The 23,497-nt window shown below is 45.8% G+C and carries 23 protein-coding genes; 10 read left to right on the top strand and 13 right to left on the bottom strand.

Going from position 1 to position 23,497, the window contains the following annotated elements; all coding sequences use genetic code 11:
- Positions 1 to 28: 28 nt before the first annotated feature.
- A complete protein-coding gene (gene fur / locus F941_RS12235; protein ID WP_005011743.1) occupies positions 29 to 466 on the bottom strand; it encodes a ferric iron uptake transcriptional regulator in 438 nt (145 codons plus the stop codon).
- Between the two features lie 112 nt (positions 467 to 578).
- Between fur and F941_RS12240 the strand changes: the two genes are divergently transcribed.
- Entirely contained in the window at positions 579 to 977 is a 399-nt protein-coding gene (locus F941_RS12240; RefSeq protein ID WP_005011745.1) for an outer membrane protein assembly factor BamE, read from the top strand.
- A gap of 42 nt (positions 978 to 1,019) precedes the next feature.
- On the opposite strand, the gene F941_RS12245 is transcribed toward F941_RS12240, so the two are convergent.
- From F941_RS12245 to F941_RS12290, 10 genes are all read right to left on the bottom strand, one after another.
- On the bottom strand, positions 1,020 to 1,346 hold the full coding sequence (locus tag F941_RS12245) for an RnfH family protein (RefSeq protein WP_005011748.1): 327 nt from the start codon (positions 1,344 to 1,346) through the stop codon (positions 1,020 to 1,022).
- Positions 1,346 to 2,428, bottom strand: coding sequence for a hypothetical protein (locus tag F941_RS12250; protein ID WP_005011755.1), 1,083 nt, complete (start codon positions 2,426 to 2,428; stop codon positions 1,346 to 1,348). Before F941_RS12250 ends, F941_RS12245 begins: the two co-directional genes overlap by 1 nt.
- Positions 2,429 to 2,572: 144 nt before the next feature.
- Positions 2,573 to 3,028, bottom strand: coding sequence for a bacteriohemerythrin (locus F941_RS12255; RefSeq protein ID WP_005011758.1), 456 nt, complete (start codon positions 3,026 to 3,028; stop codon positions 2,573 to 2,575).
- Positions 3,029 to 3,316: 288 nt separating this feature from the next.
- Positions 3,317 to 4,165: a class II glutamine amidotransferase gene (locus F941_RS12260; protein ID WP_005011760.1), complete on the bottom strand. Its 849-nt coding sequence runs from the start codon at positions 4,163 to 4,165 to the stop codon at positions 3,317 to 3,319.
- Between the two features lie 83 nt (positions 4,166 to 4,248).
- On the bottom strand, positions 4,249 to 5,058 hold the full coding sequence (locus tag F941_RS12265) for a GNAT family N-acetyltransferase (protein WP_018573115.1): 810 nt from the start codon (positions 5,056 to 5,058) through the stop codon (positions 4,249 to 4,251).
- 187 nt (positions 5,059 to 5,245) lie between these two features.
- A complete protein-coding gene (gene argB, locus F941_RS12270; protein WP_005011762.1) occupies positions 5,246 to 6,154 on the bottom strand; it encodes an acetylglutamate kinase in 909 nt (302 codons plus the stop codon).
- Positions 6,155 to 6,164: 10 nt separating this feature from the next.
- Positions 6,165 to 7,586, bottom strand: a complete 1,422-nt coding sequence (locus F941_RS12275; RefSeq protein WP_005011764.1) for a phosphomannomutase/phosphoglucomutase — start codon at positions 7,584 to 7,586, stop codon at positions 6,165 to 6,167.
- Between the two features lie 623 nt (positions 7,587 to 8,209).
- Positions 8,210 to 8,662 carry a dUTP diphosphatase gene (gene dut, locus F941_RS12280; RefSeq protein ID WP_005011768.1) on the bottom strand — a complete coding sequence of 151 codons (453 nt, stop codon included), beginning with the start codon at positions 8,660 to 8,662 and terminating at the stop codon, positions 8,210 to 8,212.
- A gap of 32 nt (positions 8,663 to 8,694) precedes the next feature.
- Positions 8,695 to 10,734 carry a UvrD-helicase domain-containing protein gene (locus F941_RS12285; RefSeq protein WP_005011770.1) on the bottom strand — a complete coding sequence of 680 codons (2,040 nt, stop codon included), beginning with the start codon at positions 10,732 to 10,734 and terminating at the stop codon, positions 8,695 to 8,697.
- Between the two features lie 124 nt (positions 10,735 to 10,858).
- The gene (locus F941_RS12290) at positions 10,859 to 11,512 is read right to left on the bottom strand and encodes a YiaD family glycine zipper/OmpA-like lipoprotein (protein ID WP_005011774.1); all 654 of its coding nucleotides are present in this window, start codon (positions 11,510 to 11,512) and stop codon (positions 10,859 to 10,861) included.
- Between the two features lie 245 nt (positions 11,513 to 11,757).
- On the opposite strand from F941_RS12290, the gene F941_RS12295 reads away from it, so the two are divergent.
- From F941_RS12295 to F941_RS12320, 6 genes are all read left to right on the top strand, one after another.
- Entirely contained in the window at positions 11,758 to 12,684 is a 927-nt protein-coding gene (locus F941_RS12295; RefSeq protein WP_005011776.1) for an acyltransferase, read from the top strand.
- Positions 12,685 to 12,714: 30 nt separating this feature from the next.
- Positions 12,715 to 13,773 (top strand): hypothetical protein, encoded by a 1,059-nt coding sequence (locus F941_RS12300; protein WP_005011779.1) that lies wholly within the window; start codon positions 12,715 to 12,717, stop codon positions 13,771 to 13,773.
- Positions 13,774 to 13,895: 122 nt separating this feature from the next.
- On the top strand, positions 13,896 to 14,615 hold the full coding sequence (minC, locus tag F941_RS12305) for a septum site-determining protein MinC (protein ID WP_005011780.1): 720 nt from the start codon (positions 13,896 to 13,898) through the stop codon (positions 14,613 to 14,615).
- 65 nt (positions 14,616 to 14,680) lie between these two features.
- Positions 14,681 to 15,493: a septum site-determining protein MinD gene (gene minD, locus F941_RS12310; RefSeq protein WP_005011782.1), complete on the top strand. Its 813-nt coding sequence runs from the start codon at positions 14,681 to 14,683 to the stop codon at positions 15,491 to 15,493.
- A 1-nt stretch (position 15,494) separates the two neighbouring features.
- Positions 15,495 to 15,767 carry a cell division topological specificity factor MinE gene (gene minE / locus F941_RS12315; protein WP_005011785.1) on the top strand — a complete coding sequence of 91 codons (273 nt, stop codon included), beginning with the start codon at positions 15,495 to 15,497 and terminating at the stop codon, positions 15,765 to 15,767.
- 245 nt (positions 15,768 to 16,012) lie between these two features.
- Entirely contained in the window at positions 16,013 to 16,300 is a 288-nt protein-coding gene (locus tag F941_RS12320; protein ID WP_005011787.1) for a PA4642 family protein, read from the top strand.
- Between the two features lie 181 nt (positions 16,301 to 16,481).
- Here the strand turns inward: F941_RS12320 and F941_RS12325 are convergent, their stop codons facing one another.
- Positions 16,482 to 17,384 (bottom strand): AEC family transporter, encoded by a 903-nt coding sequence (locus F941_RS12325; protein WP_005011790.1) that lies wholly within the window; start codon positions 17,382 to 17,384, stop codon positions 16,482 to 16,484.
- A 105-nt stretch (positions 17,385 to 17,489) separates the two neighbouring features.
- Here F941_RS12325 and F941_RS12330 point away from each other — a divergent pair, with 105 nt between their 5' ends.
- Both F941_RS12330 and F941_RS12335 read left to right on the top strand, forming a co-directional pair.
- Positions 17,490 to 18,377, top strand: a complete 888-nt coding sequence (locus tag F941_RS12330; RefSeq protein WP_005011792.1) for a LysR family transcriptional regulator — start codon at positions 17,490 to 17,492, stop codon at positions 18,375 to 18,377.
- 113 nt (positions 18,378 to 18,490) lie between these two features.
- Complete coding sequence (locus F941_RS12335) at positions 18,491 to 19,024, top strand: hypothetical protein (RefSeq protein ID WP_005011794.1); 534 nt, start codon at positions 18,491 to 18,493, stop codon at positions 19,022 to 19,024.
- Positions 19,025 to 19,130: 106 nt separating this feature from the next.
- Here the strand turns inward: F941_RS12335 and F941_RS12340 are convergent, their stop codons facing one another.
- A complete protein-coding gene (locus F941_RS12340) occupies positions 19,131 to 22,229 on the bottom strand; it encodes a DNA translocase FtsK (RefSeq protein ID WP_005011797.1) in 3,099 nt (1,032 codons plus the stop codon).
- Between the two features lie 252 nt (positions 22,230 to 22,481).
- On the opposite strand from F941_RS12340, the gene trxB reads away from it, so the two are divergent.
- Entirely contained in the window at positions 22,482 to 23,432 is a 951-nt protein-coding gene (gene trxB / locus F941_RS12345; RefSeq protein WP_005011799.1) for a thioredoxin-disulfide reductase, read from the top strand.
- Positions 23,433 to 23,497 lie beyond the last annotated feature (65 nt).

Here is a 23,497-nt window from a genome sequence, read left to right on the forward strand (position 1 = left end):
TGCTCAGCACTGAATTTTCGCTATAAGACTATTTCTTGCGGTAAGCGTCACGGCACTCTGGCGCATCGCAGTAACCGTAAAGATTCAATGAGTGGCCAGTCAATTCAAAACCGAATTTTTTCGCCACTTCATGCTGTTCATGCTCGATTACATCATTGGTGAATTCCACAACTTTATTACAGTTCTGGCACACGATATGATCGTGGTGATCTTCCTGCATAATCTCAAAAACAGAATGATTGTTTTCAAAATGATGGCGCTGAATAATGCCTGCCGCTTCAAATTGCGTTAACACACGGTAAACAGTTGCTAAACCAACATCTTCACCCTGTTCAAGTAAAGTCTTATAAATATCTTCCGCGCTTAAGTGATGTTGTCTTGAATTTTCTAATAATTCCAATATTTTAATTCGTGGAAGCGTAACTTTAAGTCCAGCTTTGCGTAAATCTTGGTTTGATATCGGCATGAAAAAAGGTCTCTCAACAAAATTAAAGTTGGAATATGCAACAAACTTTAGATGCAGTATGATCTATCCTTGGATCAAATGCATCATAATTAATTTGGGATAGTGTAGCAAAATGCAAAAACTCATGCTGACGTTATTCGTCACTTCATTGCTCGTAGGCTGTTCAACCTTGGGCGTTTATAAAGTTGATATTCCTCAAGGAACGCCTTTAACACAAGCGCAAGCAGCTAAAATCCAGCCTGGCATGAGCTTCCAGCAAGTCCGCTTTTTACTTGGCAGCCCAACGGTTACAGATCCAATGAATCCTTTACGCTGGGACTACATTTACAACTATACCCCAGGCACTTATGCAAAAAAAGCAAAGATCGCAGCAGCGCAAGGGCAGCATTTAAAAATTTACTTTAACCAGCAAGGCATTGTAGAAAAAGTTGAAGGCTTGGAAACTATTCCTGCAACTCAGCCGGGCCTGCCGGGTTCTAAAGAAGCGATTCTAAATGCGCCTCCACTATAGTCAGTTTAAGATAAAAAGAAACCCCTCATTGAGGGGTTTTTCTTATTGCTTCAATTGTTTAAAGCGATTTCCCTGACTAAAGCGCCCTACCGGATGATTAATTGCCCGATTGCGGCGGATATCTTTCGGATTAATGGTTAAGGCGCGGTAAATTTCAACACGGTCGCCAGCTGTCAAAAGCTGATGATGATTTTGCAAATGCGCGCCGAAAATTCCCAGCCGCAGCGTTTCAGGCAAATCTACAAGATCGGCGATTCCGCTTTGTTCAATCGCATCTAAAGCCGTCATGCCATCTTTAAAAGGAACAGCAAGATGAAACTGCCGATCCGCAGCTGCAAATGCCACCCAAACCTGCGCTTGCGCCGTCATCAGAAGAACTTTCCTATCACAGCAATCATCGCAGCGATAATGGCCAGAGGAAGCACGATACGCACCGCAATGCGCCAAATGTTGTAAAGCGCTTCATTGCTGAAATTCATCGCTTTACGCAAATGACTGATTTTCATAATCCATCCCGCAAATACCGCATAAATCAAGCAAATCACTAAGCCCCACAGCATCAAGACCAGATTGAAAACAGCCGTGACTTGTGGAACAGCCCACACAAATACAGCCGCCAGTAAAATCAGCCATTGCACAGGCAGTTGCAATTGGCGCTGCTGCAGCTGCTCACGCGCCATATTTAAAATCAAGCCGGCAGCCATTACTGTTGCAAATGTTAAAATATAAGCTGGAATAACCGAAGCTACGGCAAAGAAGCCGAACGCCACAACGGCCAGCAGCTGTGCAATCCAAATCGGCAAGGCGGATTTCGTTGCAGAATCCTGCGTTTGAACGGCTGACAAACTGCTTTGCCAATACAGGCCTAAACCCAAGCCGCTTGCCACCAAAGCCAGTACAGATGCGCTGCCCCACTCGCTGAACTCCACGGGTGTGACCTGCCACGCAGGCAGTGCTGTGCCGAAGACATTCGCCAAAACCAAAGCGGCCAATACACCCGCAGCAGTCAAAAGCACCGTAAATTGACGCGGAATAAAAGAAGCAGCGACAGCGGCAACTGCCAATGCCGCAAACAAAATATTAGGCGCGGCACTGAACCCTGCGGAAACATTTAATATCTGAGCGGAATTCGACAGCATTCCCCCTGCCAGAAATGGAATAAATACTGCACCGAACCAGCCTGCTAAACGCCACTTTTGAGATGCGTCCGCATCGCGTGTCAAATTGGATAAGGCCTGTAATGCGGTTGTTTTAGAGCGTTTGGCTAATGCAATCTCTAAATAGCAGACTGGCAATGCCAGAATCAGCATTGCAGTGAGCCAGAGCATCCAAAAATCCAGCTGGCGGTCAATTTGAATGCCGGTCATCGGCGCCAAAGTGGCGATCACAATAAACGACAAACAAAATGCCATCAGAGGCGATAACCATTTTGACATAGCATGATCCTGCATGATGCATTCCTTTATAAAATCTAGCGCTATTTTGCCCTGCTCAAGGCTGAAAATCAAAAACAAAAAGCAAATCACCATGACAGTGATTTGCTGCGCCAAGTTATATTCACATTTTAATTCTAATTATTAACTCTTATTTTAATTTTATGAGAAGAACCGGGCGAACCAGTTTTTACCTTTTTTCTTCTCTTTTTCTTTAATAATGCCCATCATATTTTCTTTTACTGCGCCGACATAATCTGCATCATCGTGCTGAATATGATTAATCAGCCATTTTGACAGCACTTCATGCAGTTCAGATTCAATTGAATGGCCCAGCTCGAAACGGTCGCGGTATGATTCAATTTTTTTAATAAATAAATCATGCACGCGCTTATGCGGTACACGGTATTTATAGCCCGCCTCTTCTTGAAGAGACTCTTCAAAAGTAAAATGTGATTGCGTGTAATCAATAATATTTTCAAGAATTTGCTTTACTCGTTCACGATCAACATGGGCATCAACACCATCAATTTCATTGATGTAGTCCAAAATACGTTTGTGCTGATCGTCAATCACATCGATGCCGGTATTATATTCTGGAACCCATTTCATTTTCATTCCGACCACCTGTGTAACAATTTAAAAGATAAATCACATTAAAATTAATGATATAGCTAAACTGAAAAAATAAAAATGAAGTGAAATACTCGGGTTTATGCAATATTGATTCTGTTTTTTATACCTTATTGTTTTACAAGCTATTTATTAAAATACCCGACCATAAAGCTAAGATATTTTTTAATCAATTCAACTATTTATAATTTAACCAGACTATACATTAATACAGTTAAGCTCTTGCGGTTTCAGCCAATGCGGGCAGCAAACCCGCAATAAAGTCCAGCTGAATTAATATTGGTCCGCTTTCGTCACCCGCTTCAGAGACGGATCTAAATGCTCTCGCTCCAAACGCTCAATATGCGTTTTGCCGTGGCGAATTGGCCGGCCATGCTGAAACAAAATCAACTCACCGGGCTCAAAAGCCGTCCACACTTCATTCTGCGTTAACGGCTCAGTGGTAATGACTGCTACGCGGTCTTCGGGCGTTGTCACTTCACTGAAATCCACCTCAACATCCAGATCAATCAGCTGCGCAGGCTTGAATGGATATTCACGCACCAGCCAGTGCAATTTGGTAATGGCGTAAGCGAACAGCGCCTGTCCATTGGATAGGCAGAAATTAAAGGTGCCATGTTCAGCGATTTGAGGCGAAACTTCCAACAGCACATCAAAAACCTGATCCAAGGACGGTTCGGTATAGCCAAAGCGCTTTACCAGCTGTTCCAGCAGGTAGCAGAACGCACGCTCGCTGTCAGTATTGCCGACTGGTGTAAAACGCCCTGCCAGTTCGGGATGGAAATCATGCAAGTCGCCATTATGGGCAAAAATCCACTGCCGCCCCCACAGTTCACGGCTGAATGGATGAGCGTTTTCAAGATTGATTTTGCCTTGAGTCGCTTTGCGGATGTGCGCAATCACATTACGTGATTTAATGGGATAATTGCGGATCAGCTCTGCTATCGGCGACTCAACAGCAGACTGGTTATCGGCAAAAAGCCGGCAAGCTTTATCTTCAAAAAATGCGATGCCAAAACCGTCACAATGGTCAGAGGTAATCCCCGCGCGCTGAGAAAAGCCGCGGAATGAGAAGGTAATATCCGTAGGTGTCGCACAATTCATCCCTAACAGCTGGCACATAAGTCTTCATCATCTGTTTAATCAACCACAGTGCTATTTTGCATGAGTCCTTATGCCATTTCAAACGGGAAAATCAGCGTTCTTTATGATTTTTTGTGATTTAGAAAAGGCTTCATAATCATTTTTTTTTGCAAAATAAAATCTTTGGCCAGCCGCGCCGCATCCAGATAGACAAAATAATCCAAGCAGTTAAACGCTTCATCATGATATGCCTGCGCGGACAGCTGAGCATTCATTTTTAAATACACATCAAACAGCTTAGGCATCCGCTCATCCTGCTGAAAGCCGCATTGCGGATACGGTGGGTCAAAGGCCCGCTGCGGCTGAATAGCGCAGCTGGACGCCAGGGGCAGATTCTTCATATGCTGATGGGTGTGATAGGCCCGCGCTTCATTACCCCGCAGGCGGATGCTGACGCAGCCGATAATATGCTTGGCGCGCATTTCGCATAAGACTTTCGGCATCAAATGCAGCCAAAGCGCTGATAACGCTTTACCCGAACGGTAGCGCGGATGCACGCAGGTGCGGCCAATTTCAACAATATTGCTGAAGCGCCCAAATTCATCTGCTATTTTAAATTCCTGCTGACTGTAGCTCTGAGCAAGTTCATGGCCTTGAAATAATTTTAAGCGCGTATAGGCAATAATTTCATTGCTCCATGTATCCCGCAGAACTGCATGTTCGCAGCCAAAATCATAGAAGTCCTGATCCAAGCCGGATTCAAACTTTATGCCGAATTGCTGCGAAAACTGCGCTGCCCGAAAGCGCTGCGCTTCCTGCAGGCTCTGCAAATTTTCGATCCATTCAAATTTATAGGATCCGCTTTGCGCGGATTTCTGTTCTAAGGGAAATATAAAGTTTTGACGATACTGATTTTTTAATTTATCCAACATCATAAACAGCTCAAATATTTTTTTCTACACTAGGCAATCCCGATGACATTTTCATGACGCACAGCCAATCTGCAGACAATAAAAATGCCAGTCAATATCTGTATTGACTGGCATTCATATTTTAAGACGGCTTTCTATTTTACCGAAATTTTGCAGAATCTAAATTCGGTAAACAGCCGTCATTCAATCAAGCTTTTTTCACATTGCTGCGGTTGGTAATGAGTGTGCCGACGCCATGATCGGTAAAGATCTCCAGCAGCGTTGCATGCGGTACACGGCCATCGACAATATGCGCGCTGACGACCCCGCCTTTTACCGCATCCAATGCACAGCCGACTTTCGGAATCATGCCGCCGTAAATCACACCGGTTTCAATCAGGCGATCCACTTCCTGCGTGCTTAAACCTGTCAGCAAGTTTTTGTTTTCATCCAATACGCCGCTGATATTGGTCAGCAGAATCAGTTTTTCAGCGCCCAGCGCTTCAGCAACTTTGCCTGCAACCAAATCTGCATTGATGTTGTAGGTATTGCCTTCTTCATCTACCCCCAAAGGCGCAATCACTGGAATAAAATCACTTTGCGTAAACATTTCCAGCACATCTGTTTTTACGCCAACCACTTCACCGACCAGGCCCAGATCAATTTCAGTCACTGAACCGTCTTCTGCTGTCTTCTGCATCAGCAGCTTTTGCGCGCGAAGCAAATTGCCGTCTTTACCCGTCAAGCCTATCGCGCGGCCGCCATGCTGGTTAATCAGGTTCACAATCGATTTGTTCACGCTGCCGCCCAACACCATTTCGACCACTTCCATGGTTGCAGGATCGGTGACACGCATGCCGTCAATACGGTCAGATTCGCGGCCCAGCTGCTTCAAGAAGGAATCCACTTGAGGGCCACCACCATGCACTACGATCGGGTTGATGCCCACCGTTTTAAGTAAAACGATATCACGCGCAAATGAACTTTCCAGCTCAGGATCGGTCATGGCATTGCCGCCGTACTTTACAACCAGCGTCTTGCCCGAAAATCTTTGAATGTACGGCAAAGCTTCTGTCAAAATTTGCGCTTTGTCGATGCCAGTATGCTGATGCGGCATTCGCCTCTCCTTATTGAGCATCTAAGATGTCTTGAGCAATATGCGGATACTGCTCTGACAACATGGAACTGAACAAGGTCCGTATTTCATCTAATCGCGCGGCATTATCTGCATCAAAGCGCACCGTGAAATACTCGCCTGTATTCGATGCTCGAATGATGCCAAATCCATCATCAAAATCAAGACGTATGCCATCAATTTTACTGATTTCTGCATCAATATACTGAGATTGCTGCTCTACCGCATTTAAAACGGTTTGAGGGATGGCCTGATAGGTGCTGATATACAAATCCTCGGTGCCGTTTCTTTCCGGGTACGGCGCCAGCGCCTGTGACAGGCTTAGGCCTTTGCGCTGAATGTATTCAAGCACCCGCAGCGCCGCATATAAGCCATCATCATAGCCGCCGCCGCGGCCATCATTAAACACATAATGCCCCGCATACTCACCGCCAAAAATAGCTTTTCCTTTTGATTTAGCTAAATATTTTCGCAGAAAGGAACTGCCTGTGCGGATCATGACAGGCCAGCCGCCTAAAGCCTGTATTGTATTTCGGACCATGGTTGAACACTTTACGTCATAGACAATTTCACAATCAGGATGATCTGACAGGCACATTTCTGCAAACAGGCACAGCAGTCGGTCTGCAGAAATAATTTTGCCATGCTCATCAATCAAGACCAGGCGGTCGCCGTCGCCATCTAAAGCAATGCCAATCTCAGCATTTTGATCCAGCACGGCTTGGCGGATTTTTTTCAAATGAACTTCTTGCGATGGATCCGGCGCATGGTCTGGAAAATTGCCATCCGCTTCACAGCGTATTGCAGCAACATCACAGCCTAACTTCTTCAGCACCAGCGCGGCGCAGCGCCCAGCCGAACCATTCAAGCCATCCAGCACAACTTTGACAGGATGCTTTAATTGAATATCCGAAAGCAGTGAATGCTGATACTGCAGGCAAAACTCCGGAAAAACCCGCTGCTCCGCCAAGACGGTGTGCGCTGCTGCTTTAGGGACAAAATATTTTTTAGAATCCTGCCCGGCTTGCTGAATCATTTCAGGACAAGGCGGTTCGCCTTGAATAATCCACTTGATGCCATTATCTGTTTTGGGATTATGGCTGGCTGTCACCATAATGCCGTTGCCGCCATACTGGCCAGCAATGTAATACAGCATAGGGCTGGAGCAGCAGCCGATCATCACGGTCTGCAATTGATGCTGCTGGCATATTTCCTGAATAATTTGCGCATAGCCTGGACTGGTTAAACGCGCATCATAACCGATCACCAGCTGTGATTGACCTGCACGAATATACTGCTGCGCCAAACCGTGCGCGACTGCCTGCACCATTTCCGCATTCAGCAATGATACTTTTCCGCGGATATCATAAGCACGGAAAATCTGTATCGGGAAATTATTATACAATGACCCCATAATGCATTCTTCTAATCATCAAGGTTGCTAAAACCGATTCATAATTTCAAACAAATCGCAGTGTAAATAAGTTAATTAAGCCCTATTTTAATTAAATTATATTTGCCTCGCCAAGGCGTATCTTTTTTATATGATTGCTGTTTTAGAATCAATTAAAAAAAATCAGCCTGAATAATACAGCATATTCATCATCAGAAGAAATGTTAGCGTTTATACGCCCATCTATTTATTTTAAATTTCTTAAATTTATCAAGACAATGTTTTCAATCTTTTAATGTATTATGCTTATTTTTAAAGTGACACTTCATGGTCAAATTCACATTAAAAAACAATATATTGCCAAATACATATTCAACAAAAAAAAACAGCATTTCTCACTTAACTTACAATCCAGCTGCTGATTGGCTCATTTAAAATCACTTTACATTTCTGTACAAAAATACAATGAATTAAATTTTTTAAATACAAGATGATTCATCATTTTAAACGGCTTAAATCACTGTTTATATATTATTTATTTCATGCAAATATCTATTTATAACGCAACAAAAAACGGATTGTCATTGAATACAGCAATCCGTTTTTGTTTTACACTAAGTGTTTGAACTCAGCTGCACTGAGGCTCAATTTTTGCCAGTATGGCCAAAACCGCCTGCACCGCGCTCAGTTGCTGCAAATTCATTAACCACATCAAACTCAGCTTGCACGACAGGCACCAGCACATATTGCGCAAGGCGTTCACCCGGCTCTAGGCTGAATGCTGCCTGACTGCGGTTCCAGACTGAAACCATCAGTTCACCTTGATAATCAGAATCAATCAGACCCACTAAATTGCCCAATACAATACCGTGCTTATGGCCTAAGCCTGAACGCGGCAAAATCAGACCTGCAAAGTTCACATCTTCAATGTAAATCGCCAAGCCTGTTTTTACCAATACGGTTTGCCCCGGCTCAATCACGGTGGTCTGCTCAACGCAAGCGCGCAAATCTAAGCCTGCTGAACCTGCAGTTGCATATGTTGGCATCGGCCATTCTGTACCTAAACGTGCGTCGAGTACTTTTACCTGAACTTTCATCGGTTCATTCCTGTTTATAAAATTGATGGAGATTAACGCTTAATCAGCGCACGTAAATTGTCTAAGTAATGCTGCGCCTGCTGTTTCGGATCAACATTGCCTGCCAGCTTTTTCTTGCGGCCCAGCCATTCCAGTTCATCTTCCGGCAATTCATCCAAGAAACGGCTCGGCGTCTGCTGCTTCATCTGTCCGCCCGCTTTGCGCTGTTCCGCCAAAGTAATGGTTAGGCCTTGGCGCGCCCGGGTAATCCCCACATACATCAAGCGGCGCTCTTCCTCGACAGTATCGGCGGCAATTGAGTTTTTATGCGGCAGCAGCTCTTCTTCCAGGCCAATCAGATAGACATATGGAAACTCCAAGCCTTTAGAGGCATGCAGCGTCAGCAGATTCACTTTGTCGGTATCTTCCTCTTCCTGCTGCTGCTCCAGCATATCCAGCAGCACCATTTTGCGGATGACGCTTTCAATATTTTTTTCATCCACATCTTCAGCACGGTTAATCAAGCTTTGAATACTGCTGTACAGCACTTCAATGTTGTCCAGCTTGGTTTTTTCCTGCGCAGGCGTGGCGGCCGTTTCTTTGACATAATCGATATAGCCGGCTTCCAGCATCATTTGACGGATAATCGGAACCGGTTCGTCATCTTCCAGCAAGTTGCGGGTAAAGCGGTCGATAAAGTCTGCAAACTCGGCCAGTTGCGTTGTGGCTTTTTTCGGAATGGCCATGGTCAGGCGCTGATCGCCGGCTGCAGCCAGCAGAGAAAGCCGCTGCTCCTGAGCAAACAAGCCCAGTTTTTCCAGCGTTACAGGGCCAATCGCGCGCTTTGGCGTGTTGATAATGCGCAAGAAGGCGCTGTCATCTTCCGGATTAATGATTAAGCGCAAATAGCTCATCATGTCTTTGATTTCTGAGCGCGCGAAGAATGACTGGCCGCCGGACAGCTTATAGGGAATCTGCATTTGACGCAGCTGGGTTTCCAGTACGCGGGCCTGAAAATTGCCGCGGTATAAAATCGCGTAGTCTTTCCAGTTTTTGCCGTTCATCAGTTTATGCGTAATTAAATCTTTAACCACACGTTCCGCTTCATCATCATCATTGCGGCACGTGATGACACGGATCACCTCGCCATGGCCTTTATCTGACCAGAGTTTTTTGTCAAAAATATGCGGATTATTGCCAATCACGGTATTGGCGGCTTTTAAAATACGGCTGGTCGAACGGTAGTTCTGTTCCAGCTTAATGACTTTTAAATTGCGGAAATCTTCATTCAGCAGCGCCATATTTTCAGGCTTAGCGCCGCGCCAGGCGTAAATTGACTGATCATCATCGCCCACTGCGGTAAACTGCCCCATCACGCCAACCAGCAGCTTCACCAGCATATACTGCGCCGTATTGGTGTCTTGATATTCATCGACCAGCAGGTAACGCGTGCGGTTTTGCCAGCGGTCGCGCACTTCAGCATTTTGCTGCAGCAGCAGGGTCGGCATCACAATCAGGTCATCAAAGTCGACGGCATTATAGGCGCGCAAGTTGCGCTCATACAGCTGGTACAGATGCGCCATCTGCACATCTTCTGCCGTTTCACAGGTGGTATGCGCCTGCTCTGGCGGAATCAGGTCATTTTTCCAATCCGAAATCATCTTCATGGCTTTGGCGATCAGTTCTTTGCTTTCCGCACCCGATAAGTTATCGCGGTGCATCAGATCCATCAGAATGCGTTTGCAGTCATCGGCATCTAAAATTGAAAAGTTGGCTTTCAGCGGCGTATTTTTGAGTTCTAAGCGCAGCAGATTCAAGCCGAAAGTATGGAAAGTAGAGACTGAAAGGCCTTTGGCCTCTTCACGCGACAGCAGCTTCGTCACCCGCTCTTTCATTTCGCGCGCGGCTTTATTGGTAAACGTCATTGCCGTAATGCGGTGCGCCGGTATGCCGCAATTTTTGACCAAATGGGCAATTTTACGGGTAATTACCGATGTCTTGCCCGAACCTGCGCCAGCAAGCACTAACAAGGGCCCTTGAGTATATTTCATGGCTTCAAGCTGCTTGTCGTTTAACTGGCTGCCGAGTGACATAGTGTTTCCTTTTCCTGATTCGGAGTCGATTATAGTCATCTCTGCACAACTTTCATAATCTAAAAGTCGATTTTCCGTTCATAAAAAAAACCACCCGAAGGTGGTTTCTCTCACTCAATAAAAATTATTGAATGGCATAGATGCTGATTTCAACACGGCGGTTTTGTTCACGGCCTGCTGGCGTTGAATTTGACGCGATTGGGTTTGCAGAACCTTGGCCTTGCGCATTAATGCGTGTAGTAGAAACACCCTGAGCCGCTAAATAGCTTGCAACAGATTGTGCACGCGCTTGCGACAATGGAATGTTAATTGAGTCGTTACCAGTGTTATCGGTATAACCCGTAACAAGAATACCGCTCTTGTTGTCTTCAGCCAAAGTTTGCGCCACTTTATTCAAAGTTGCATAAAAGTTTGGTTTGATGTTTGATTTGTTGGTATCAAACGTAATGCTGCCCGGCATAATCAAGCCCACAGAACCATCTGGATTACGGTTAACTTCTACGCCAGTACCCGCCATTTGCTGACGCAGTTTTTTCTCTTTATTGTCGAGGTATACGCCTGTAGCGCCGCCCAGCACTGCGCCGATAGCGGCAGCACGGTTATTTTGCGCGCTCGAGTTTGCATTGCCCCGAGACAAGCCATAGCCGGCAGCAGCGCCTACAAGTGCGCCAATCGCAGACTTGTCATATTCCATGCCGCCAATATTATTGCCTGTTGATTGACAGCCAGATAGAACTAATGCCCCTACTACCGCTGACGAAATTACCAGTGCACGCATCGCATGCCTCCTTCGTTGTGTTTGTTGTATGAATGAAATGATGAATGAAAACAAATGGCTGAACCATTGAATTTTTGTTAATAATAAGCTCTTTATTTACATTTTGTAATGATTGATTGCGGGAAAACAGTTAACTTCGTCACAATTCCTTCATAGTTAGAATACAAAACTTTTCTATTTTCAAATCTGCAGCTATATTTGTGAGATTCGGCAAATTATAAATGATTTGATCCTAGGAAACTTTTATGCCATCTCAAAGCAATAAGCAACCAGCCTTAAAAAAAATCACACGCGGGCTTACAGTCGGTTCAGTTATTACCGGCAGCACTTTTTTTCACGGCCCACCCGTTTTAGCCTTGGGATTGACCAAGCTTTTTAAGAAATCCAGCAAGGTGGATGAAACCAATATTAAAATTACCAACAGCTGGCTGGCAGTCAATAACTGGCTGATTGATAAAGTTTTACCCAATACACAATGGGACATTACCGTTGATGAACAGCTGGATTTGAATATGCAGGGCCGCTATTTGATGACCTGCAACCATCAAAGCTGGGTTGATACTACTGTGAACCAGTATTTTGGCCTGACCCGCATGCCGTTGACCCGCTTCTTTACAAAATGGGAACTTATTTTTATCCCCTTTGTCGGCCAAGCCTTTAAAATTCTCGGCTTCCCGATGATGAAGCGCCACTCCAAAGAGCAAATTGCGAAAAATCCGGAACTGAAATACCGCGATATGGATGAAGCCCGCAAGTCCTGTGAACAGCTGCTCAGCCAGCCGTTCACCTTGCTGAACTATTTGGAAGGCACGCGTTTTACGCCTGAGAAGCAGGCGAAGCAGCAATCGCCGTATCAGCATTTGCTGAAGCCCAAAGCCGGCGGCTTAGCGCTGGCGCTGAGTATTTTAGGCGATAAAATTGATGCTTTGGTTGATATGACCATTGTCTACCCTGACGGCGCGCCAGGCTATGGCGAGTTTTGGCTGGGCGAAGTGCCGCGCATCGCCGTCAATTTGCGTAAAATTGAGGTTCCGGCATGGGTGCTTGAAGGCAACTATGATGAAGATGCGGCATTCCGTGAAAAATTTCAAATCTGGGTTGACGGGCTGTGGGCTGAAAAAGATCAGCTGATTGGAAAAATGAAAGCGCAATATGCAGCGCTTGAGCAATAAGCCCTAGAAATAAGGAATAAGTGAACGGACATGCCGCAAACTGAAAGTGTTAAAAAGTCTAAATATCATCATCTTGACCCCGGCAGCTTACCCTTCAAGCTGTTCTTGGCCTATGATATTTTTATGGTGTTTATCATCATTTTTAACCTCTTCTGCTTGGGCATGAACTTCTTCCTCATGAGCAACATCGGCGGCTGGTTCTTCAACAGCATCCACCTGAGCAGCGTGCTGGAATTTTACCGTGAGCACCTGCATCCTTGGGTCATTACCACTGAAGCCTGGTTCATCATTTTTCTGATTGCAGAGCTGCTCATCCGCTGGGGCATTGCAATTGTTCAAAAACATCATCAGCGCTGGTTCTTTTTTCCCTTTATTCACCTGTATGAAATACTGGCCATTATTCCGTATCTGCGTTTTTTAAGGCTGTTCCGCGCTGGCATTATCGCTTACCGCTTATATGAAATGGGCTATCAGATTTTTCCTAAATCCTGGCAGAACAAAGCCCTGTTTTATTACCGGGTGGTGATGGAAGAACTGTCTGACCGCGTCGTTATTACCGTTTTGGATGGGCTCAAGCATGAGCTGAATACCAGCACCACGCATAAAGACTTGATCAGCAATGTGATCCAGCATCACCGCGAGCTGTTTTCTCAAGTACTTGCCGACATGCTGCAGGAAAACTTGAGCAGAGAACTCAGAGCAGACCGTGAGCGCATTGCAAAAAATGTCGGACAGATTGTCAGTCAAGCCATTGAAGACACGCCTGAACTGACTCAGCTGCTGCGCTTAATCCCGATTGTCGGCGGACGCATTGAACAGCAGATTCAGAGTATCGGCCAGCGTCTGGGTGAAAATATCACCCAAGGCCTGATTGACCCGCTGGCTTATCCTGACACCTCTGCAGCGCATCAGCCAAACTTGTACTCGGATATTTCAAACCGAATCAGCCAGATTGAAATTGAAAAAAATGAAAAATTGGATGAACTTGTCCGTTCCGCAGTATTTGAAAGTCTGGATGCGGTCCGCAAACAAGTCAAAGTAAAACAATGGCAGCAAATCCTGCAAGAGCAGGATCAAGCCAAAGAATAAGCAGCAGTGCAAAATATTTGATTTTCACGCTAGTGAAATGCGTCAATTTGTTCTAGCATTTGCTTTATTTATCACATCGCTTCGGCATAAAACAAACAGCTCAGAAGTACGAAGGAATAATTATGGCTGACATACGGATAAAAGGCAGAATGGTCAATGCGATACGCATTAGCCTCGATACGAATGATCATGATGCGATCCGCCAGCAACTCACCCCAATGCTTCAAAAAGCTTTTCCAGCGGGCACTTTAGCTGTGATTGAAAGCAGTGTGGATCAGGAACTGATTGAACTTATTCAGCTTTTGATCAGCCTGGACTTGCAGCCAATGGCTGTCACTGAAGGCCTGCTTGCCTCTCAGGCGCGCGCCATTCAATTCCCTGTTATTCCAGCTGACCGCCAATTGCAGCAGGTGAAAGCCACCAAAGAACAAGTGGTGGAAACCCAGCCTGCTTCTGCTGAAAATAATGCAGCGGCTGAGCAGGCTGAAGAAGCGCCTGCAGTGCGGCACATCAGCTCTTATCACGATGAAATTCTGCGCACTGGCCAATGCCTGGTGCAAAATCATGGCGACATCATCAGTACCGCCGGCATCAACAGCGGCTCTGAAGTGATTGCTTCAGGAAATATACATATTTATGGCAGCGCCCGTGGTAGAGTCATTGCCGGAGCTGGAGGCAATGCCGCTGCGCGCATATTCTGCCATTCACTGGAAGCAGAATTAGTATCAATTGCGGGAACTTACTGCGTTGCTGATGACATTCCGCAGCATGTGGCAAAACAGCCTGTACATATTTATTTAAATGATCAGCAAGAGCTAGTATTTGAAGCTTTGCAATTTTAATGTATAAATAAACACCAAAACCCCCATTTTTATATAGGGGGATTACCATAACAGGAGTGGATTCGGTGGCGAAAATTGTTGTCGTAACATCAGGCAAGGGCGGCGTAGGTAAAACTACAACAAGTGCATCTTTTGCAACAGGTTTAGCCCTGCGCGGTCACAAAACTGTTGTTATCGATTTTGACGTAGGTTTACGTAACCTTGACTTAATTATGGGTTGTGAACGCCGCGTTGTTTACGACTTTGTCAATGTCCTGAATAATGAAGCCCGATTGCAGCAGGCGCTCATTCGCGATAAAGACATTGAGAACTTGTATATTTTACCCGCTTCTCAAACCCGCGATAAAGATGCCTTAACCGACGAAGGCGTTGCACGCGTTATGGATGAGCTTTCTCAAGAATTTGACTACATTATCTGTGACTCGCCTGCCGGTATTGAACGCGGTGCAATTATGGCCATGTATCATGCTGATGAAGCCATTATTGTGACCAACCCTGAAATTTCATCGGTTCGCGACTCAGACCGCATCATTGGCATGCTGGATAGCAAAACCAAAAAAGTAGAACAGAATGAAGGCCGCATCCGCAAGCATCTGTGCATTACACGCTTCAATCCGGAACGTGCTGATAAGCAGGAAATGCTGACCATTGATGACATCTCTAAAGACATTTTGCGTGTCCCGACTTTAGGCGTCATTCCTGAATGCAAGAGCGTGCTTCAAGCTTCAAATGAAGGTAAGCCAGTGATCCTCTTTACAGAAGAAACTGCGGGCCAGGCATATGATGATTTGGTCGCACGTTTCCTTGGTGAAGAACGCAGTTACCGTCATATTACGGTAAAACCGAAAGGCTGGTTAGCACGATTATTTGGAGCATAAAATGGCAGGATTCTGGAGTAAACTTTTCAGCAGCGATGACAAGCCATCTAGCGCTCAAACTGCGAAAGACCGTTTAAAAGTTATTGTTGCTTCTGAACAGGGCTTGGGCAAACGCTTAAGCCAAGAAAAAATCGACCAAATGAAAAAAGAAATCATGCAGGTCGTGAACCGCTACGTCAGCGGCGTAGATGAACAGCACATTCAAATGTCTGTTCGTTCAGAAGCAAATATTGAAATGCTTGAAATGAATATCAATTTGCCTGAAGAGCGATAATCTAATTTCTGATTAGTCAAGCAAATTGATTCAAGGCAAAATATGAGGCTGGACAAAGCGCTGCTTTGTTCAGGCGCAAGACAAGAAGCTGAGCTTCGAAGTGGCTGAATGATTAAGCAGCACTTTAACCCTCCGCAGGGCGGGAAGCTCTGCTTCCTATTGGCAAAGACATTCAAAATGCTTTGTCACTTGCTTGCTCATATTTTGCCTTTATTTATTTTCAAAAGAATACCAAGGAGACTGCGATGGCATTATCTCAACCAGCGACGTTTAACGAAGAATGGTCTGATGAGCGTGTATTTGCCTACTTGAATCAGCTGCCTCCTGAAGGCGTAAACGGCGATTTTCATGTGCTTTATCATGCGTTCAAACACATGCGCCCTAATGATTATGAGCGCCTGCTGACTAAATTCACAGCCGATGACCGCGATGTCAATGCCACCAATCCTGAAGGTCAGCGCATTCATGAGGTCATCATGCAGTACCCGCGTCAAAGTGAAGGTTTTTTAGAAGTATTGGCAAAGTTCGCTTAAACATTTTTCTGCCAATAAAAAGGCCTGTGCATGCAGGCTTTTTATTGGGCTGCTTTCTTAAGTCACTTTCAATTTAATGCATTGCTTATTAAGTATAACATTTTGATTTATAAAATGATTATATTAACCATTTATTGCATCCTTCTATACACTTAACGCTTTTCACAGTGATTGCAAACCCTTAATACAGCAGCCACATCAATACAGGAAAACTGGCGGTAAAGCATAGTGTTTGCAAACTGATTATCCCCGCCATCAGCTGGCTGTCCCCTTGAAAATACCGCGTCAAAATATAGGATGCTGAAGCGGTCGGCAAGGCAAAGAACGTCACCATGATGATGCTCTGCAGCGTACCGAGGCCGATCCACAGGCTGACCCCAAAAGCAAAACAAGGCATCAAAATTAAGCGTCCAGCAGTGTTCAGCGCTAAGCTGCGTACATCGCAGCGCAGCTGGCCAAACTGCAAAGCCGCGCCAACTGAAAGCAGGCCTAGCGGCAAGCTCATGGACGCCAAAATTTTCAGCAGGGACTGCAGGCCTGTAAATAAGCTTAAGCCAGATAAATTAAACATCACCCCTGCAAGACAGCCTAAAATCAGCGGATTTTTTAAAATCGTCCATACTGTATGGAGCCACTGGCCGCGCTGTCCTTGCGAAAAAGACATCACAGATAAGATATTCACCGCCGGTATCGCAACTGCAATCAGCATGGCGAACATCTGCATGCCCTTTTCGCCGTAAAGCGTTCCCATCAGCGCCAAACCAATATAAGTATTAAAGCGGATCTGGCTTTGCAGATATACCCCAAAACGGGCTGGCGGAATTTGATAAATTCTTTTGATGCACCACAATACGGCGCTGGCGCTCAGCACCACAATAAAGAATGCCATCAACATGCGGAATACCGCATTTAAATTGAGCTGTATATCCGCCAAATTGCTAAACAGCAAAACGGGAAAAAGGATAAAGTAATTCAGCTTTTCAGAATTGGCCCAAAATTCATCTTGCAGGAACTGCCGTTTTTTTAAGGCATACCCCATGGCGATCAGGACAATCAGCGGAAATAAAGCCATGATGAGGTTCATTGTTTTCCCCTGCGCATACCATCTATGCACTTTCTCTTTCATTCACTCCATAATATAATCCTCATTCATATTCATAACAAAATGAGTGAATGCTCATAACAAGCAATGACCTTAACTCAACTCGAAATTTTTGTTTTAGTTGCCGAGTATCAAAGCTTTACTCTAGCGGCTAAACATCTAGGGATCACTCAGTCGGCTGTTTCACACGCGCTGAAATCCTTAGAAAGCCACTGGCAGGTCAATTTATTGATTCGAGAACAGAATCAAGTCGAGTTATCTCATATTGGCCGCCAGCTGCTGTCATACGCCAAAGAAATGCTGAATACAGCGCAAATTATGCAGCAGGAAATCAATGCGTCTCATGGCATTCAGCAAGGGACCTTGCGGATCGGTTCCTTTGGCGCATCAGCATCCATTCATTTGCTTCCAGAACTGCTGAATGCCTACCGCCTGCGTTATCCCAAGATTGAAGTTTTTGTAGAAGAAGGCACAGACCATGATGTCTCGCAATGGATTCAAGAACGGCAGGTGGATGTCGGTTTTGCTGTCCTGCCCCGCGCCGATTTAGAGACTTATCCCCTGCTGCAGGATATTTTTATTGCGCTGATTCCAAAATCGTATCCCGTAGCGCAGCAAAGCGCCTTAAATATACAGGACTTGCAGGATTATCCTTTTATTATGACCAAAGCCGGCAGTCAGACGCATGTCGAGCAGCTGTTAAAGCAATACCGGATTCAGCCGAAAATCATGTACCAGATGTCACAGCTGCTGACGATCTTAAATATGGTCAATTTGCAGGAAGGCATTGCGATTGTCGCCGATATGTCGATGACGCCTGAATTGCTGCAGCTGCATCCCCATGTAGTGAAGCGGCCGTTAATTCCAAATACGCAGCGGCAAATTGGGCTTGCGGTCAAGGATGCAAAATCGGCCAGCCCCGCAGCTAAAGCGTTTATTCAAGTGGCGCAAGAACTGTTCTCTTTTAAGCCGTGAAATAAGATAAAAAACTGAATGGCTCACTTTGATTTTTAAGCAACGCCACCCAACTTCAAGCTGTTGATTTAAAATTAAAAATTCACTATATTAAAAAATGAGCTCAAAAAATAATGATCATGCAAAATCTAGAAAATAAAGAAACGGAAATCCACATCCCCAATATTGGTGTAGAAGAACAAAGAATCATCAGCTTAAACAGATTTATCTTCCTGTCGGTAATTTCTTTTGGCCTTTACCCTATTTGGTGGATGTTTGAAGCATGGCGCTTTTTTATGCAAAAGGACAAGCTGAATATTATGCCTGCAGCCCGCGCCATATTTGCCGTGTTCTTTATTTATCCATTATTTAACCGCATCCAAAATTATGCCAAGGCGCAAGGCTATACACCAACGTTCTCATCGGTATTCATGTGCATTGGCTTCATTGCCTGCTCATTACTCGTCCAATTACCTGACCCGTACTGGCTCATTTCAATAGGTTCTTTTCTATTTTTAATTCCTGCTTTCCAAGCCCTGAATCATGCCAAACAGCATACGCAAGGCTTAAAACTCATTCATATGCAGAAATTCAGCATCCCGCAATGGATACTGGTTGCGCTCGGTGCAATATTTTGGCTGCTGATTCTGGCTGCGCTGTTCATATGAGAAACGCCGCAATAAGCAAAACTTATTGCGGCGTCATCATGCCTTATAATAAATGACAGCTGGATTTCATCAGCATGTCATATTGTCATCGATATACAGATGACAATTAAACTAAAATATCGCGTTTGCCGTTGGCGCCCATGCCGCTGACAATGCCGTTCTCTTCCATCTGGTCAATAATGCGGGCGGCACGGTTGTAGCCTAAACTGAATTTACGCTGCAGTGAAGATGTAGAGGCTTTGCGGGTTTCCAAAACAAAAGATACACACTGATCATACAGCGCATCGCGGTCTGAGCCGCCATCGCCGTCTTCAAAACCGCGTGAAGTCGGCTCTTCATCATATGGCGTTAAAATTTCATCAACATAATTAGGCTCGCCGCGTTCACGCCACGCATCACAGATCCGGTTGACTTCATCATCTGAAATAAAGGCGCCATGCACGCGTTCCGGCTCAATTTTACCGGGCCCAAGGAACAGCATGTCGCCATGGCCCAGCATGTCCTCCGCACCGCCCGCATCCAAAATCGTACGCGAGTCAATTTTACTGTTTACACGCAAAGCCACGCGGGTTGGAATATTGGCTTTAATTAAGCCGGTAATCACGTCTACCGATGGACGCTGCGTCGCCAGCAGCAAGTGAATGCCCGCAGCACGCGACTTTTGCGCCAACCGGGTAATCATTTCTTCAGCTTTTTTACCCACCTGCATAATCATGTCGGCAAATTCATCCGCCACAATCACAATCGACGGCAAAGGCTCTAAACGCGGCGCACGCTCACCCGCTACAGAATCACTGGCTTTCCATGTTGGATCAATTAAATCTTCACCATTGATCAGCGCCTCTTCTACCTTGCGGTTGTAGTCGGCCAATTTACGGATTTTCAGGAATGACATCAGCTTATAGCGGCGTTCCATTTCATTGACACACCAGTTCAATGCATTTACAGCATCTTTCATGTCTGTCACAACGGGAGTAAGCAAATGCGGGATATCGTTATAGTTCGCAAGTTCCAGCTGTTTCGGGTCAATTAAGATGAAGCGCAGCTGGTCTGGCGTATATTTCAGCAGCATCGACAGAATCATCGAGTTCACAGCAACTGACTTACCGGAACCCGTCGTTCCGGCAACCAGCATATGAGGCGCTTTGCCCAAATCTGCAATAACAGGATTGCCTGAAATATCCTTGCCCATTGCCATCGAAAGGATGCTGTTGGGATCGGTAAATGCAGGAATAGTCAATAACTCAATCAACCGCACCATTTCACGCGCGCTGTTCGGCACTTCAATCCCGATATAAGGCTTGCCTGGAATCACTTCAACCACGCGGACGGAAGCCATGGACATTGAACGCGCTAAATCTTTTGAAATATTGGTGACTTTAGATGCCTTTACGCCAGGCGCAAGATCCAATTCAAAACGCGTCACCACAGGCCCCGGCTGCGCCTCGATCACTTTCGCCTTTACGTTGAATTCCTGCAGCTTGATTTCCAGCAATTCAGATAAGCGCGCCAGCTGTTCTGCTGTAAAATTGACTTTCTTATTGGGATCAATCTTGTCCAGCAATTCCAGTCCCGGCAATGGCGGCAAATCCAAACGCTTTTTGGCAACCTGCATGGCGCGCGACATTGGGCGGCCCATCGCATCGGTCAATGGCGCATCTAAATCGAAGTCATCTTCTTCATCAAAATCAACTTCAGCCGGTTTGCCGGCAGTATCCTGCCAGACGTCGCGGAATGCATCCTTATTGGCAGCAATCAGCGCTTTTTCATCTTCAGAAATATAAGACTCTGGCACTGCTGCCGGCGGATTGAAATTCGTCTGAATATCCGCTTTCACAAAAGCGGAGGATTGCGCATAACTGCCCGCAGTACGCGGCGCTGGCTCAACTGCATCAGCCTCATCGACCAGCAAATCGCCCAAATCATCAAAATCGGGTTCTGCTGCCGATTTAGGAAATGGCACAGGCTGTACTGCCGCTGCTGCGGGCATGGCTGCAGCTGCGGCAACAGAAGCAGTATTTTCTAAAATATGCAGGGCTGGCGCAGGAGATGCCGCATCAGCAGCGTGATTGAATGGCGTATGAACATCTGTCGCTGTTTTGCCGTTCGGCACAGCTGCCAGCAGCTCATCAAAGATTTCGTCATCATCCCAATCCACATTTTTTTGCTTTGGCGCTTCTGCGGCTTCAATGCCCGCCTGAGGATGAACCACGTGCTGAAAATGTCCAGCCGGACTGCTTGGCTGCTCTTCTTCAGCAGCCTTCAGCAAAGCGTCGATATCCTGTTTATGGCGCTGATCCTCATTAGAATTCAATGCGCGCCAAACTTCACCGGTTACGACGACACGCTGGCTGTCTTGCTCTAAACGGTGAGCCTTTTCCAATGTGCGTTCAAATTCCTCATCCTGCTCAGCTTCATCCAGGAAGTCATCCAGCGGCTGATTCTGCGCAGAAGTCCATTCTTTATGCGCAATATCTTCAAACAGGCGTTCAGCTGCGCGGTCGCGAACCGCTGGATCAACCTGCGCTTCATGATGTTCTGGCGCTGGTGTTACCGCTGCCGCAGGCTTAGCAGCCGCGGGGTCTTTTTTAAGCGGCGGCGCAGTACGGTTAAATGCAGACTCAGATTCAGGCACATTGCGGTAAAACAGATCCTGCAAATATGCGGGCGCAGCTTTTAACGTAGCCCATGTCCGGTTCCATTTTATACCGAAAGCTAAAGTCAGCAGCAGAATCAAAAATGCCAGTAAAAAAGGCACAGCGCCGTATACTGTCAGCAGATTTTTTAAACTGCCGCCCAATTCATAGCCGATAATGCCGCCGGAAGAATTGTCTAAAGTGTCTGCAGGAACATTCCAAAGCAAAAACAGCAGGCTTGCGCTTGCCAGCAAAATAAAGAATTGCGCAGCATAGCGGAATGGGCGGTTCAGAAAACTGTGCGGCCACCAAACCTGTATGGCTTCAGCAAATAAATACACAGGAATAAGCAGGCTGGCCCAGCCCAAAAAACCGAACAGCAGATCGGCAATCCATGCGCCAGCCACGCCGCTTGCGTTTGACACCTGCAAGGTATCACTGGAAATATGCATCCAGCCTGGATCAAAGGGTGTATATGTCACTGTTGCAAGGAACAGATATATCCCAAAAGAGACTAAAAATAATGTCATTACTAAGCGCTGTGCATAAGCACTCGACACCGCTGTCATATACTGTCCTGTAGCCAATTCTTCATGAATGTTTTTGTTTGCTGTTTTGCTTTAAAAAGCCCCGCAATAACCCATTATTATGCACCTGTTCCTAAAAAAAAGATGCAAGATTATTGATGTATGTTGTTAACTGAAAGCTATATAGCTCAAATCGATTTCAATGATCAGTAATATCGACTTTAATCGCACACATTCGCCATACACTTTCACGTATAATTCCACAAATTTCTATATAAAAAAAGGATGCCGCGGATGAGCGCTCGTCACTCACGTTTGATTATTCTTGGTTCTGGCCCTGCCGGCTACAGCGCTGCAGTTTACGCTGCCCGCGCCAATCTAAAGCCAACATTGATTGCCGGCCTGCAGCTTGGCGGTCAGCTGACCACAACCACTGAAGTGGATAACTGGCCGGGCGACCCTGAAGGCTTAACAGGCCCAGCCCTGATGGAACGCATGCAGGCGCATGCTGAACGCTTCGGCACTGAAATTGTGTATGACCATATCAACGAAGTTGATTTAAGCGTCCGTCCATTTGTACTTAAAGGCGACATGGATGAATTCACCTGCGATGCATTGATCATTGCAACTGGCGCAACCGCACAGTATCTAGGTCTTGAATCTGAAGCGGCATTTATGGGCCAAGGCGTCAGCGCTTGCGCAACCTGTGACGGTTTCTTCTATAAGAATCAGAAAGTGATGGTGGTGGGCGGCGGCAACACTGCAGTTGAAGAAGCGCTGTATCTATCCAATATCGCTTCGCACGTTACGCTGGTTCACCGCCGTGATTCGCTGCGTTCTGAAAAGATTTTGCAGGATCATCTTTTTGAAAAAGAAAAAGAAGGCAAAATCAGCATTATCTGGAATCATCAAGTGGATGAAGTCCTGGGCGATGCCCAATCTGGCGTAACAGCTGTCCGCCTGAAATCAACTCAAGACGACTCGACTCAAACGGTTGATGTAACCGGTATGTTCGTCGCGATTGGCCATAAGCCAAACAGTGAAATGTTCGCGGGTCAATTGAATTTGCGTGACGGCTATATTCAAGTGCAAAGCGGAACAGCCGGCAATGCCACTCAAACCTCAATCCAAGGCGTTTACGCAGCGGGCGATATTGCTGACAGCGTTTACCGTCAAGCGATTACTTCTGCAGGCTCAGGCTGCATGGCGGCTCTAGATGCAGAAAAATATTTAGATGCGCTTTAATCTTAAAGCCATTTCAATCTGAATCAAAAAACCGCCATTAACGGCGGTTTTTTTATGTATCATCC

Source organism: Acinetobacter bouvetii DSM 14964 = CIP 107468 (assembly GCF_000368865.1).
Classification (GTDB): domain Bacteria; phylum Pseudomonadota; class Gammaproteobacteria; order Pseudomonadales; family Moraxellaceae; genus Acinetobacter; species Acinetobacter bouvetii.

Coding starts and splice junctions, on each gene's coding strand:
- F941_RS12285 (WP_005011770.1), bottom strand. CDS start 10,734: ATGTCACTCGGCAGCCAGTTAAACGACAAGCAGCTTGAAGCCATGAAA.
- F941_RS12255 (WP_005011758.1), bottom strand. CDS start 3,028: ATGAAAATGAAATGGGTTCCAGAATATAATACCGGCATCGATGTGATT.
- minE (WP_005011785.1), top strand. CDS start 15,495: ATGGCAGGATTCTGGAGTAAACTTTTCAGCAGCGATGACAAGCCATCT.
- minC (WP_005011780.1), top strand. CDS start 13,896: ATGGCTGACATACGGATAAAAGGCAGAATGGTCAATGCGATACGCATT.
- F941_RS12330 (WP_005011792.1), top strand. CDS start 17,490: ATGACCTTAACTCAACTCGAAATTTTTGTTTTAGTTGCCGAGTATCAA.
- F941_RS12275 (WP_005011764.1), bottom strand. CDS start 7,586: ATGGGGTCATTGTATAATAATTTCCCGATACAGATTTTCCGTGCTTAT.
- F941_RS12245 (WP_005011748.1), bottom strand. CDS start 1,346: ATGACGGCGCAAGCGCAGGTTTGGGTGGCATTTGCAGCTGCGGATCGG.
- F941_RS12320 (WP_005011787.1), top strand. CDS start 16,013: ATGGCATTATCTCAACCAGCGACGTTTAACGAAGAATGGTCTGATGAG.
- F941_RS12340 (WP_005011797.1), bottom strand. CDS start 22,229: ATGACAGCGGTGTCGAGTGCTTATGCACAGCGCTTAGTAATGACATTA.
- fur (WP_005011743.1), bottom strand. CDS start 466: ATGCCGATATCAAACCAAGATTTACGCAAAGCTGGACTTAAAGTTACG.
- argB (WP_005011762.1), bottom strand. CDS start 6,154: ATGCCGCATCAGCATACTGGCATCGACAAAGCGCAAATTTTGACAGAA.
- F941_RS12325 (WP_005011790.1), bottom strand. CDS start 17,384: ATGAACCTCATCATGGCTTTATTTCCGCTGATTGTCCTGATCGCCATG.
- F941_RS12300 (WP_005011779.1), top strand. CDS start 12,715: ATGCCGCAAACTGAAAGTGTTAAAAAGTCTAAATATCATCATCTTGAC.
- F941_RS12335 (WP_005011794.1), top strand. CDS start 18,491: ATGATCATGCAAAATCTAGAAAATAAAGAAACGGAAATCCACATCCCC.
- F941_RS12250 (WP_005011755.1), bottom strand. CDS start 2,428: ATGCAGGATCATGCTATGTCAAAATGGTTATCGCCTCTGATGGCATTT.
- F941_RS12265 (WP_018573115.1), bottom strand. CDS start 5,058: ATGTTGGATAAATTAAAAAATCAGTATCGTCAAAACTTTATATTTCCC.
- F941_RS12290 (WP_005011774.1), bottom strand. CDS start 11,512: ATGCGTGCACTGGTAATTTCGTCAGCGGTAGTAGGGGCATTAGTTCTA.
- trxB (WP_005011799.1), top strand. CDS start 22,482: ATGAGCGCTCGTCACTCACGTTTGATTATTCTTGGTTCTGGCCCTGCC.
- F941_RS12260 (WP_005011760.1), bottom strand. CDS start 4,165: ATGTGCCAGCTGTTAGGGATGAATTGTGCGACACCTACGGATATTACC.
- dut (WP_005011768.1), bottom strand. CDS start 8,662: ATGAAAGTTCAGGTAAAAGTACTCGACGCACGTTTAGGTACAGAATGG.
- F941_RS12295 (WP_005011776.1), top strand. CDS start 11,758: ATGCCATCTCAAAGCAATAAGCAACCAGCCTTAAAAAAAATCACACGC.
- F941_RS12240 (WP_005011745.1), top strand. CDS start 579: ATGCAAAAACTCATGCTGACGTTATTCGTCACTTCATTGCTCGTAGGC.